This is a genomic window from Mesorhizobium sp. KR9-304, assembly GCF_040049215.1.
Taxonomy (GTDB): Bacteria; Pseudomonadota; Alphaproteobacteria; order Rhizobiales; family Rhizobiaceae; genus Mesorhizobium_K.
This window is the reverse complement of the sequence record NZ_JBDZDN010000002.1, coordinates 321,794-334,383: the sequence shown is the minus strand read 5'-3', so window position 1 is coordinate 334,383 and position 12,590 is coordinate 321,794. Positions and strand designations below refer to the sequence as shown.

10 protein-coding genes are annotated in these 12,590 nt (G+C 63.1%); 5 read left to right on the top strand and 5 right to left on the bottom strand.

What is annotated here, in order from left to right; all coding sequences use genetic code 11:
- The first annotated feature begins 73 nt into the window (after positions 1 to 73).
- Positions 74 to 964 (top strand): YicC/YloC family endoribonuclease, encoded by an 891-nt coding sequence (locus ABLE71_RS13855; protein WP_348784022.1) that lies wholly within the window; start codon positions 74 to 76, stop codon positions 962 to 964.
- Between the two features lie 3 nt (positions 965 to 967).
- Entirely contained in the window at positions 968 to 1,621 is a 654-nt protein-coding gene (gmk, locus tag ABLE71_RS13850; RefSeq protein WP_348784021.1) for a guanylate kinase, read from the top strand.
- Between the two features lie 10 nt (positions 1,622 to 1,631).
- Here the strand turns inward: gmk and rsmA are convergent, their stop codons facing one another.
- From rsmA to lptF, 5 genes are all read right to left on the bottom strand, one after another.
- Positions 1,632 to 2,480: a 16S rRNA (adenine(1518)-N(6)/adenine(1519)-N(6))-dimethyltransferase RsmA gene (rsmA, locus tag ABLE71_RS13845; RefSeq protein WP_348784020.1), complete on the bottom strand. Its 849-nt coding sequence runs from the start codon at positions 2,478 to 2,480 to the stop codon at positions 1,632 to 1,634.
- A gap of 22 nt (positions 2,481 to 2,502) precedes the next feature.
- The gene (locus ABLE71_RS13840; RefSeq protein ID WP_348784019.1) at positions 2,503 to 3,441 is read right to left on the bottom strand and encodes a peptidylprolyl isomerase; all 939 of its coding nucleotides are present in this window, start codon (positions 3,439 to 3,441) and stop codon (positions 2,503 to 2,505) included.
- Between the two features lie 94 nt (positions 3,442 to 3,535).
- Positions 3,536 to 5,803 (bottom strand): LPS-assembly protein LptD, encoded by a 2,268-nt coding sequence (locus ABLE71_RS13835; RefSeq protein WP_348784483.1) that lies wholly within the window; start codon positions 5,801 to 5,803, stop codon positions 3,536 to 3,538.
- Between the two features lie 158 nt (positions 5,804 to 5,961).
- Positions 5,962 to 7,050, bottom strand: a complete 1,089-nt coding sequence (lptG, locus tag ABLE71_RS13830; protein WP_348784482.1) for an LPS export ABC transporter permease LptG — start codon at positions 7,048 to 7,050, stop codon at positions 5,962 to 5,964.
- Entirely contained in the window at positions 7,047 to 8,243 is a 1,197-nt protein-coding gene (lptF, locus tag ABLE71_RS13825) for an LPS export ABC transporter permease LptF (protein WP_348784018.1), read from the bottom strand. The genes lptG and lptF overlap by 4 nt, the downstream gene beginning before the upstream one ends.
- 335 nt (positions 8,244 to 8,578) lie before the next feature.
- On the opposite strand from lptF, the gene ABLE71_RS13820 reads away from it, so the two are divergent.
- The 3 genes from ABLE71_RS13820 to ABLE71_RS13810 all read left to right on the top strand — a co-directional run bounded on the left by ABLE71_RS13820 (position 8,579) and on the right by ABLE71_RS13810 (position 12,471).
- Complete coding sequence (locus tag ABLE71_RS13820) at positions 8,579 to 10,075, top strand: leucyl aminopeptidase (protein ID WP_348784017.1); 1,497 nt, start codon at positions 8,579 to 8,581, stop codon at positions 10,073 to 10,075.
- Positions 10,076 to 10,107: 32 nt separating this feature from the next.
- Positions 10,108 to 10,944, top strand: coding sequence for a GNAT family N-acetyltransferase (locus ABLE71_RS13815; RefSeq protein WP_348784016.1), 837 nt, complete (start codon positions 10,108 to 10,110; stop codon positions 10,942 to 10,944).
- Positions 10,945 to 11,100: 156 nt separating this feature from the next.
- A complete protein-coding gene (locus ABLE71_RS13810) occupies positions 11,101 to 12,471 on the top strand; it encodes a 3-deoxy-7-phosphoheptulonate synthase class II (RefSeq protein WP_348784015.1) in 1,371 nt (456 codons plus the stop codon).
- The last annotated feature ends 119 nt before the right edge of the window (positions 12,472 to 12,590 follow it).

Here is a 12,590-nt window from a genome sequence, read left to right as displayed (position 1 = left end):
GGGACCGCTGCCAGGCGCTCGACAAAGCCAAGCTACCGTGAGAATGGTCGGGCACGTAGGGGACGCAAGGATCATGGCTTTGCAGAGCATGACCGGTTTCGCGCGCGCCGTTGCTGATCACGACGGCACGTCGATCGCCTGGGAAGTCAAATCCGTCAACGGCAAGAGCGTCGAACTTCGGCTCCGCCTGCCGCCGGGCTTCGAGCGGCTGGAGCCGGCGCTGCGCCAGGCCGTGCAGAAGCGCTTTTCGCGCGGCAATTTTCAGGCGACGCTGACCATCGGACGGGCCGCCGGACTGCATCCGCAACCTATCGTCAACGAAGCCTTCCTGAAGGACATCGCGGGCCTGGCCCAGCGTTTGCAGGACCAGTTCGGCTTCGCCCCGGCAAGCGCCGACGGGCTCCTGTCGCTGCGCGGCGTGCTCGACGTGCCCGAGGCGATCGAAAGCGAGGAAGCACGAACCGCGCTGGATGCCGCGCTGCTTGGCGCCTTCGAGAAAGCGCTGGCAGGGCTGGAGGCAGCGCGCCGCGCCGAGGGAGCGGCGCTCAAGGTTCTGCTGCTTGGCCATATCGACGCCGTGGATGCGCTCACGCTGCGGGCCGAGGCCGATCCGTCGCGCGATCCGCTGGTGATCCGCCAGAAGCTCGCCGAGCAGGTGCGCCTTTTGATGGACACCTCCGCCAACCTGGACGAGAGCCGGCTGCACATGGAAGCCGCATTCCTCGCAACCAAGGCCGACATACGCGAGGAGATCGACAGGCTGAAGACCCATGTCGCTTCCGGCCGGGCGCTGCTCGCGTCAGGCGGCGCGGTTGGGCGCAAGCTGGATTTTCTGGCACAGGAATTTAATCGCGAATCGAATACGCTCTGCTCGAAGTCGAACGCCGCGGCCGTGACCGCAATCGGGCTGGAGTTGAAGGCGGTGGTCGATCAGTTCCGCGAGCAGGTTCAGAATCTGGAGTAGGAGATGGCCGTCAAGGATGCCGGTTCCCGCATTCGCCGCCGGGGGCTGATGCTCGTCCTGTCGTCGCCCTCGGGCGCCGGCAAGTCGACCATTGCGCGAAACCTGCTTGAGAAGGACCACGGTTTCGAGCTTTCCGTCAGCGTGACGACCAGGCCTCGCCGGGGAAGCGAGATCGAAGGCGTGCACTACCATTTCCGCACGATGCAGGAATTCGAGGTCCTGCGCGATTCCGATGCCCTGCTCGAATGGGCCGAAGTTCACGGCAACTGCTACGCCACGCCGCGCGCGCCAGCCGAGAAGGCGATGGCGGAGGGGCGCGATATGCTGTTCGACATTGACTGGCAGGGCGCCAAGCAGCTCAAGGAAAGGATGCGCGGCGACATCGTCTCGATCTTTATCCTGCCGCCGTCGATGGCGGAGTTGAAGGCGCGCCTCAAGCGCCGGGCCGAGGACCAGGAAACAGTGATCGAGACCCGGCTGAAGAACGCCCGCATCGAGATCGAGCATTGGACGGAGTATGATTTCGTCGTGATCAACGATGATCTTGACCGCGCTTTCGGCGAGGTTCGCTCGATCGTAACCGGCGAGCGGTTGCGCCGCGACCGCCGTCCTGGGCTTTTCGACTTCGTATCGGGGCTGCTCGACGAGAAGGTCTAGGTCGCCGGGCTCAGACAGCGTTCGCGAGGTTGACGAACTCTGCCACGCTCAGTGTCTCTGCCCGTCTTGTACCGTCGATCCCTACCGCATCCAGCAGACTTTCGCCGCCGAGGCTCTTGAGGCTCTGGCGTAGCATCTTGCGGCGCTGGCCGAATGAGGCTTCCGTGACCCGGCCGAGCTTCTTCACATCGGCGGGCAGGGGCGTTTGACGCGGCACCAGGTGCACCACCGACGAGGTCACCTTGGGCGGCGGCGTGAAGGCCTGGGGCGGCACGTCGAAGACGATCCTCGCATCGGTGCGCCAGCCGACGAGTACGCCAAGCCGCCCGTAAGCGTCGGCTCCGGGTTTCGCCACGATGCGCTCGGCGACTTCGCGCTGGAACATCAGAGTCATGGATTGGTAGAAGGGCGGCCAGTCCGGCGTCGTCAGCCAGCGGACCAATAATTCGGTGCCGATGTTGTAGGGCAGGTTGGCGACGATGCGAACCGGTCCGTCTCCTGCAAGTGCCGCGAAGTCGGTCTTCAGCGCGTCGCCCGGGATGATTTCGAGCCTATCGGGATAATGCGCCGCGACCTCGGCCAAGGCTGCCAGGCAGCGCTCGTCGCGCTCCACTGCGATCACGCGCCTTGCCCCGTGCATCAGGAGCGCGCGGGTCAGGCCGCCGGGGCCGGGGCCGACCTCGATGACGGTCGCCTGAGAAAGGTCGCCGGCGGCGCGCGCGATCCTGCCAGTGAGATTGAGGTCGAGGAGGAAATTCTGGCCAAGCGATTTCTTGGCCTGCAGGCCGTGGCGCTCTATGACGTCTCGCAGCGGCGGCAGCCCGTCGATGCTGGCACGAACGCCTCCGTCGCCCTGCATGCTCCGATCGCCCTGCAAAGAGTCAGCGTTTGACGATCTTGGCTTTCTCGCGCAGTTCCGCGGTGTACTTCTTGCTCAGCTCCTCGCCGGCCTTGTCCCCCGCGCCTTCGGTCTGGAACGTCAGCTTGGCGACGCGGTCGTCGGAAACCTCGCGGCTGGAGCAGATGCCGATAAATTCTACGCCGATGGAGGTTTCACGCACGCTTGTGGCTCCGCCGACCTTGGTGTTCTTGATCTGCTCGGCCCAGTCCGACGGCAGTTCCGGCGCAAGCTTGCGCCCGAGATCCTTCACCGTGACGTCCAGAAGCCCCTTGGCGAATTCGCGGGTGTTGTTGCACCCGTTGAAACGCGCCCGCATGGCTTCCGCCTCGCGCTTGCGCTTCGCCATGTTGCCGCGCTCGCCAGCCGGCACGACAAAGATCACCTGCTGGAGCATATACTCCATCGCGGTCGGCTTGGCGCCGCCTTGCTGCAGCATGCGCCGCACCACATCCTGCTCGGACATGGTGCCGGCATCGCGCCGGCCCCGCGAAACGAGCGCCTGGTTCCAGCTCATCTGGGCGCGGATGAATTCCTTGAAGTGCGACTTGGTCACGCCGGTCTGGGCCATGATACCGTCAAGCTGCTTGACCGTCATCTTGTTCGATTTGGCGAAGTTGCTGTAGGCGGTGGCCACCTGGTCGTCCGAAATCCGGATACCCAGCCTCTGCGCTTCGCCTAGCCTCAACACCTGGTCGATCAGCTCTTCTTCGGCCTGCTCGTTCAGGTTTCCCTTGCGGCGCTGCAGCTTCATGAACGCGGCGCGGCGCTGGATATCGTAAGATGTGATCGCAGTCCTGTTGACGATGACCGCGATCTCGCTTGCGGCCGCCGGCCTCGACAGGAAAGCCACGCCAGCCGGCGCCGCCGCAATCATCAGCGCAAGGCCCGCTGACGTGAGGCATTTCCTCGTCGAAAACATTGCGTGCAGTTCCTGTCCCTCGGATTTTTTCTGTTATCGGGTGCCACCGTTCCATGCCTTCGCTATGCGGCGAAAGAATGTCGGCTAGCCGGCCTCAGAGGCCAGAGACGCTATCAGTCGCCGATCCGAAGTCGCCCAACGTGCGGAAGGAAATATTGAACCCTATGTTCTGGGTCGCTTCTCCAGTATCGCGGTCGCGGTCTTCGGCAAACGTCATCAGATAGGTGAAGCACTCGTCGTCGTAGGCGAAGCCCAAAGAGCTCTTCACCATCACGCTCGTCTCGAAATCATAGGTGCCCGATCCGAACACGCGCCAGTTTTCATGGAGCCGCGCCGATCCCCCGAGCGACAATTCCCTGCGGTCTTCGTCGAAGCCATAGAGTTCCTGCGCCTGGATGAAGGCATACATGGCCGAAACCGATATGGCTCCACCGGTGTAGCCTGCCTTGACCTCACTGCGTCTAACCTCGAGTGTCTGCTCGTCCAAGCGGGCGCTGGCCGAAGCCGACAGACCGTCTGGGGAAGCAAAGCCGATCAAACCGACGAAGTCGGATGTATCCGTCTCCAGGCCGGAATAGGCGCCTGCATTGACGAGGTCGGGAGCGGCGAAAGAGTTTTCGCCGGCCAGATGGTAGGACTGGCCAACAATGCCGTTGGCAATCCAGCCGTTGCCGAACGCCCCCGAATAGCGGAAGCCGACATTGGCGCGGGTGCCGCCCTCGATGCGGTCGTAGCCCGAGAATTTGTCACGCTCGAACAGGCTCGTCGCGTCGAAGACGAAGCTCTGGGCGTCCTCGTTGGGTATGCCAAGCTTTTCACTGTACGGCTCGTCGTTGCGCGCAAAAAGCTGCGCCATCGGCTCGATCACGTGGTTGGAATTCTCCGAGGCGAACAGCAGCGGGAAGCGCAGCTCGAGGCCTGCTGTGGCAAGCAGGCGATGGTAGGCATCCCTGATGTCGGTAAGCACTCCGATCTGTGGGTTGCTAGCCATGTTCTCGATGGCGGTGACCGATTCGGACGAATAGTTGACGCTTGTCGTGTCGGCCTGGAAGGCGAGCAGCGGGGTCATCACCAGCCCGCCGTCCGAGACGAAGGAGCGCTTCCACTCGCCTTCCGCGGTCAGGCGGCTTGAGGTGTTTTCGATGCCGTTGACGGTTTCGACAAAAGCAGGGTTCACCTCCGACAACGTGTAATCCAGCTTGTCTCGGCTGATCACGCGCGCATTGAGATCAAAGTTCAGCTCGCCGCCGAACACCGGCTCGTCAGGCGTGTAGGAATAGTCGAAGCTCGGCAGGACCCAGGGCTGCTCCTGGTCACGGGCGTCAAAATTCTCCGTGCCATTCGGATTGGTGTTGAGGTTCGATTCCTGCACGTCGAAATGCATGCCGCGCAGGTCGAAATAGTTACGATCGTCGAGCCCGGTCAGGTAGACTTCGGAGCGGTAGACGAAGTCCGTGTAGTCGCCGATCCCGTACGTACGGGAAAAATTCTTGTCGGTCTGGACGAGGACGTCCCATCCGAAATCCCAGCGCGAGTTGAGCGCGAAGCGGCCCGAGGTTCCCATCATGCCGCGGAATTCGTTGGGATCGCCGTCCGGACCCGAATCGACCGTGTTTCGGTCGAAAGCTTCCGGGTTGGCCTGGTTGATGCCGGCGAGCGTTACGGTGTACTCGCCGTTGTTGAAGCGCTGGCGCCATTCGGCTTCAGCCAGGAAGCCCTGTTCGGTGTAGCCGGTGCCGGTGACGGTCAGGTCGTAGGTCGGCGACAGCGCGATGTAATAGGGGATCGAAACGCCGACACCGAGGTCGCTCCGGAAGGTGACGCCCGGGAACAGGAAGCCCGACTTCCGTTTCACCGTCGGATCCGCGATCTCGAAAGACGGGAAGTTGCCAAGCGGCAGGCCGAAGAACTCGAAGGACGAGTTCTCGAAGCGCACCGTCTTGGTCTGCTGGTTCCAGATGATCTTCTTGGCCTTGATCCGCCACGGCGGCGCCTTGTCGGGCTGATCCTCGCAAGGTTCGCAGGCGGTATAGACACCGTTGTTGAAGGTCGTCAGGAAGCCGCCGCGCCGTTCTCCGCTCTCCGCGGCGAAATAGGTCTTGTCGACAGTCTCGACGCGCAACGCATTCACGAAACCGTCGCCGAAATCGTCCGTGATGTCGATCTTGTCGGAATAGACCGTCGTGCCCTGAGGGTCGACGATCTGCACGTCCCCGGTGGCGATCAGCCGGCGCGAGCGGCGGTCGTAGGTGACCTGATTCGCAACGAGCTTGTTGCCGCCGTAATCGATCCTGACGCTGCCCGACGCTGTGACCGTCTCGTCATTGTTGTCGTAGATCAGCGTGTCGGCCTCGAGCAACATCTCGGAGCCTTCGGGCACATCGGGCGCGATATCTGCGATGGTCTGCGCGAAGACCGGCGCGGGAATGATGGCGGGGGCGAACAGGCACGAAAGCGCAGTCGCGCTCAGCAAGCGCGCCAACCTAGCCGATCTGCGGTCCAACGTTGCCGCGACCCCCACTAACCGTCCTCCTTGTACAGCAGGAACGTTACCCCGAAAAACATCGCCACGACAACCGGAATCCAAGCCACGATGAAAGGCGGCACAAATCCCGCATTTCCAAACGCTTTGACAAGAACGGATACAACATAAAGCAGAAAGCCTGCGAAGACGCCACCCAGAATCATCGTCGCGGATTGCCCCATCCGCGCAAATCGCATCGAGACCGTCGCGGCGATCAGGGTCATGGCCACCAGCAGCAGCGGCAGCGCCATCAGAGTGTGGAACTGGGTCGCGAAAGTGCTGGCTCTCAGGCCGAAGGACCGCGCCACCTCGATCTTCTTCGGGAGTTCGTAGAAGGGAATGGTTTCTGGCCGCGCTAGGCGCTCTTGGACGAATTCCGGCTTCAGATTCGTGGCGATCCGGTCGGTTTCCAGCCGCGGAAGCTGGTTGCCGTCGCGAATCCGCCCGACGTCGTGCAGTTCCCAATAGCCGTCGCGCAGATAGGCGCGCGCCGCGTCGCGCCGCTCGATGATGTCGCCTTCCGCATCGAGCGAGAAAAAGGTGACGTCAGCGAGTTCCAGCCCCTGGTTCAGCACCGCCCGCGCGCCGATGATGGTGTCGCTGTCGGCTGTCTTTTGCCTGAGCCACGGCGCCGAGAACGCGTTGACGGCGTTGGATTTGCCGGAACGGAACTCGCTCTCCAGCATCTCGGATCGGGAAATCGCATGCGCGGCCAGCGGATTGAGCACGCCGACCGTCAGCAGCCCCAGCAACAGCGCGCCGAAGCAGCAGGGCAGCAGGAACTGCCAGGCCGAAATGCCCGCCGAGCGGACGATGACCAGTTCGTACTTCCGATTGAGCGAGACCAGGGTGGCGATCGCCGCGATCAGACCGACGAACGGCACGGCCTGCAGCATGATCGTCGGCACGCGCAGTGCCGAGATCGTGAACGCAAGCCCGAGGGTGAAACCGGGTACTCCCACGGTGCGGCTGGAAAATTCGGTGAAGTCGATCAGCGTGATCAGCGCGTAGACGCCGAAGAAATACCAGGTCGTGATCGTCGCGTAGCGGAAGAAGAAGTAACGGTTGAGTGTCCAGCCCATCAGGCAGACCCTCCGGCCGCGGCGTCGCGTCGCCTGGCCCGCATGAACATCATGCGGTCGCCGAGTTGGCGCAGGCCCGAGATCAGCCGGTCAACCAGCGTGACCGGCAGTTCCATCGTGCGGTTGGTGACGATGAACCAGATTGAGATCGCCGAGCAGGTCAGCGGGATCGCGTAGACTGCCGGCCAGAACGAGGGTGTCACCTGGACCTGATTGGCGGCATAATATCCCATCCAGCGCACCAAAAGAGCTAAGGTCACGGCGGTCACCAGCGGATTGATGCGGCCTTCACGATGCGACCGGGCATTGCCGATCACGGCTAGCGCAATCAGAGCAAAAACAATCGCATAAACCCATTCGGTGAACCTCCGGTGCAACTCGGCCCTGAACGACTGCGGGTTCCTGTTGAAGACCGGGTCGTCAGGACTCGGATTGAAGAGGTAGGGCAGGCTGCGATCCTTTGGATAGAGCCTCGGCGTGCCCGACGTGGCGGTGAACAGCGACAGGTCGAAGGCGTAGGAGAGAAAGCGGATGACCGAGATGTCGTTGCCCGGTAGCTTCCGGTGAATCTCGCCGTCCTGCATGATGAGCACGGTTTCGTCGCCTTTCTCGACCACGTTGCCGAACCTGGCGTAATAAACGAGATCGGTGCCCTCGGTACGCGAATCGGCGACGAAGATGCCGCCGAGCCGCCCGTCGGGAAGCCGCTCGCCGATCTGGATGAACAGCCCGTCCTCGATCTTGCGGAAGGTGCCTTCCTGGATGACCAGCGACAGAAGGTCGGCGCGAGCGGCGGCGATGAGTTCGCGGCCGCGCTGGCGGGCCAGGGGATCGAGGCCGTTGTCGATGGCGAAGGAAACCAGGCTGGCGAGGACGGCGAGCAGCATCACCGGCCTGATGATCGTCATTTTCGAGCCGCCGGCGGCGCTGATCACGACCAGTTCCGAATCGTTGTTCATAGCCGTCAGCGTCTGGGCAATGGCGATGACGGCCGCGAAGGGCATGACGACCGGCAGTATCGACGGCAGGATGAGCGCGGCGATCTCGAAGAAAGACATCGCCGACTGGCCACTGTCCGTCACCAGGTTGACGCGGGCAAGAATCTGGGTCGTCCACACGATTGTCAGCGTCCACGCCAGGGCTGCACAGAAGAGCAGCAGAGCGCGCCGGAATATGTAGCGTTCAATGACCTTCATGAAATTCGGATTTCGTTCCTGGTGGGCTGGCGTTTGCCGCACGGCCTGGGTGGGCCGTTGCGCCCGCCAAACTATCTGCCCGAGGCTCTCGGCACAATCGGTGCCGCCGCCGCTTGAAGCGACCACACTCGCGGAGATCGGCTAATGAAAGGCGAACGAAGGCGGTTAACGAACTGTTGACCGCCTGCGTCGGAACTTATTCGGGCTTTTCCAGGTCCTGGCTGTCTTGCCAAACGGCCCAAAACCGCCAAATGTCCGCAACGAACGATCTCCCCCGAAATTCGACAGGCCAGATCCGACAGGCCGTCACACATCAGAAATCCGACAGGAACACCATGACGCCGAGACCATCCATCAGCTTTGCCAAGCATGCCGCTCCGAAAAAGGGGAGCGTCGTCCTTCTGTCGGCGGAAGGGGCCGGCCTGAGCGGTATAGCGAAGGGCTACGATTCCGGAAAAGCGCTGGAGCGCGCCTTCGCGGTCGCCGACTTTACCGGAAAGTCCGGCTCCACGATCGACGTGATCGCACCACAGGGCTCCACGCTCGACCGCCTGCTGGTCGTCGGCGTGGGCAAGCCGGCGAATCTCAAGGAATACGACTGGCTGAAGCTCGGCGGCGTGATTGCCGCGCAGTTCCGCAAGGCGGCCGACGTGACGGTCGTGCTCGACCTGCCGGATGCGAAGACGGATGCCCAGGACGCGGCGGGTCTGGCGCTGGGAATCCTGCTCAGGGCCTACAATTTCGACAAGTACAAGACCAAGAAAGAGGACGGCGACGGCAAGCCGGCGGAGCAGAAGCCGTCGAAGTTCACCATCCAATGCGCCGATCCCGCGGCTGCCAAGAAAGCGTTCGCCGATGCCGACGCGGTGGCCGACGGCGTCACCCTGGCGCGCGATCTCGTCAACGAGCCCGCCAACAAGCTCGGACCGGTGGAGTTTGCCGCCGAGACCAAGGCGCTGGAAAAGCTCGGCGTTTCCGTCGAGATCCTGACGGAGAAGGAGATGGGCAAGCTCGGCATGGGCGCGCTGCTCGGCGTGGCGCAGGGTAGCCCGCGCGGCGCCCGGCTGGTCGTCATGCGCTGGAACGGCGGCAAGGCCAAAGACAAGCCGATCGCCTTCGTCGGCAAGGGCGTCACCTTCGACACCGGTGGCAATTCGATGAAGCCCGCCGCCGGCATGGAGGATATGAAGGGCGACATGGGGGGCGCGGCCGCCGTCACCGGCCTGATGCATGCGCTCGCCGCACGCAAGGCCAAGGCAAACGTCGTCGGCGTCGTCGGCCTTGTCGAGAATTCCGTCGATGGCGCGGCCCAGCGCCCGGGCGACATCGTCACCTCGATGTCGGGTCAGACGATCGAGGTGCTGAACACCGACGCGGAAGGGCGCCTCGTGCTCGCCGATGCGCTCTGGTACTGCAACCAACGCTTCGAGCCGAAATTCATGGTCAATCTGGCGACGCTGACCGGTGCGATCATGGTGGCGCTCGGCCAGTTCCACGCCGGCCTTTTCTCAAACAACGACGAGTTGTCCGGGCGCCTGACCGAGGCTGGCCTGACGACACAAGAGAGGCTCTGGCGCATGCCGATGGGGCCGGACTACGACAAGCTGATCGATTCCAAGAACGCCGACATGAAGAACATCGGCGGCCGCTTCGGCGGCTCCATCAGCGCGGCTCAGTTCCTGCAGCGTTTCGTCAAGGAGACGCCCTGGGCGCATCTCGACATCGCCGGCACCGCCATGGGCTCGCCATCCAACGAGATCAACCAGTCCTGGGGATCGGGTTTCGGGGTTAGGCTGCTCGACCGACTGGTGCGCGACTATTACGAGGGGTGATGGTCGACGACGCGAAAGGCGGCCGTCGCCCGATGTCTGGTAGATCCGTCGCGATCAGGACGCTTTCGCTCGCCGAGATCGGAACCTTGGTCGACTGGGCCGCGGAAGAAGGCTGGAATCCCGGACTGCATGACGCAGTCGCGTTTCAAGCCGCCGATCCCCAAGGTTTCCTGGGCGCTTTCGTCAAGGACCAAATGGTCGCCGGCATCTCGTCCGTCGACTATGGCGGCTTCGGATTCATCGGGCTCTACATCTGTCGGGCGGACATGCGTGGCCAAGGCTATGGCAGGGCCGTCTGGGATGCAGGCATGGCAAGGCTGGCGAACGCAACAGTCGGCCTCGACGGGGTACCTGCTCAGCAATCCAACTATCGCAGCATGGGATTTGTGCCTGCCTATCGTACATATCGCTTCAGCGGCCGGCTCGACGCGAAGGGTTCGCCTTCGGGACTTGGTGAGGTCGAACCGCATCTGCTGCCGGCCCTCGGCGAGTTCGACCGGCGCTTCTTCCCCGCGGCCAGACCCGCCTTCCTGGAACGGTGGGTTGCGCGGCCGCACATCGCGTTGGTTCAGGTAGGCGCCGCGGGCATCCAGGGTTATGGCGTCGCGCGGGAGTGCCGCGAGGGCTTCAAGATCGGTCCGCTCTTTGCGCTCGACGAGACCACGGCGACAAACCTGCTTGCCGCCCTTTGCGCGCGATGTCCGGGCGAAGTCCACATCGATGTGCCGGAGGGCCAGGGGGAGTTCGCCGATCGATTGCTGAAGGCCGGGTTTTCCCGGGGATTTGAAACCGCGCGCATGTATCGTGGTCCGGCCCCGGACGTCGACGGGGCGGGAATATTCGGCGTCTCCACGCTTGAGCTCGGTTAGGCGCGCCGCACATGGCGTTCCGGCATCCATTCGATTTCCCTGACAATCCGGGCTAGAATAGAAGCTGGGCTTCGTGTTAGGAGCCGCCGTCCCTATATCAGGGGCGAAAAAGGTAGCCGGTGCGTGTCGATACCGGCGAGGTTCTGGATCAAGACAATGACGAAATGGTCGCCGCATTCGTGGAGAGAAAAGCCCATCAGCCAAGTTCCGTCCTATCCGGACGCGGCCGCGCTGAAGGATGTCGAGGGCCATCTTGCGACCTTTCCGCCGCTGGTTTTTGCAGGTGAGGCTCGCAAGCTGAAGAAGCAGCTCGCCCAGGTCGCCGCGGGCAATGCGTTCCTACTCCAGGGCGGGGACTGCGCCGAGAGCTTCGCCGAACATGGCGCGGACAATATCCGCGACTTCTTCCGCGTGTTCCTGCAGATGTCGGTCGTGCTGACCTTCGCCGGCGCACAGCCGGTGGTGAAAGTTGGCCGCATTGCCGGCCAGTTCGCCAAGCCGCGCTCGTCCGACAATGAGACAAAGGACGGCGTGACGCTGCCCAGCTATCGTGGCGACATCATCAACGGCATCGAGTTCGACGCCAAATCGCGCATTCCCGATCCGGCGCGCCAGGAAATGGCCTATCGGCAGTCGGCGGCGACGCTCAACCTGCTGCGCGCCTTCGCCCAGGGCGGTTATGCGAGCCTCGAGAACGTGCATCGCTGGATGCTGGGCTTCGTTTCCGACAGCCCGCAGGGCGAGCGCTACGAGGCGCTGGCCAACCGCATCACCGAAACCATGGATTTCATGAAGGCGGTCGGCATCACGTCGGAAACCAACTACGCGCTGCGCGAGACCGATTTCTACACCAGCCACGAGGCGCTGCTGCTCGGCTACGAGGAGGCGTTGACCCGCGTCGATTCCACTTCCGGTGATTGGTACGCGACCTCTGGCCACATGATCTGGATCGGCGACCGGACCCGTCAGGCCGACCATGCGCATGTCGAATACTGCCGCGGCATCAAGAACCCGCTCGGACTGAAATGCGGCCCGTCGCTGACGCCGGACGGCTTGCTGCAGCTCATCGACCTCTTGAACCCGGAGAACGAGCCCGGCCGGCTGACGCTGATCGCACGCTTCGGCTCCGACAAGGTGGCGGAGCAGCTGCCGAAGCTGGTGCGCGCGGTGAAGAAGGAAGGCCGTCAGGTCGTCTGGTCGTCCGATCCGATGCACGGAAACACGATCACTGCCGCCGGCTACAAGACCCGGCCGTTCGACCGCATCATGAAGGAGGTGCAGACCTTCTTCGAAGTGCACCGCGCAGAGGGTACGCATCCGGGCGGCATCCACATTGAGATGACCGGCAAGAACGTCACCGAATGCACGGGTGGCGCGCGCGCGATCCGCGACGACGAGCTGCAGGACCGCTACCACACGCATTGCGATCCGCGCCTCAATGCCGATCAGGCGATCGAGCTCGCTTTCCTGGTGTCGGAGCTTCTGAAGAAGAATTCCAGCCAGGTCCATACAGTCGCGGCGGAGTAGTTCGAGGCAGCATTCGGAGCGCAAAGGCGCCGGACCTCCGGCGCCTTCTCTTATTTATGCCGGTTTAACCTGCGCTAGCCTTCGGAGATGGGCGAGCCTCGGGTCATCCGTTGCATGGA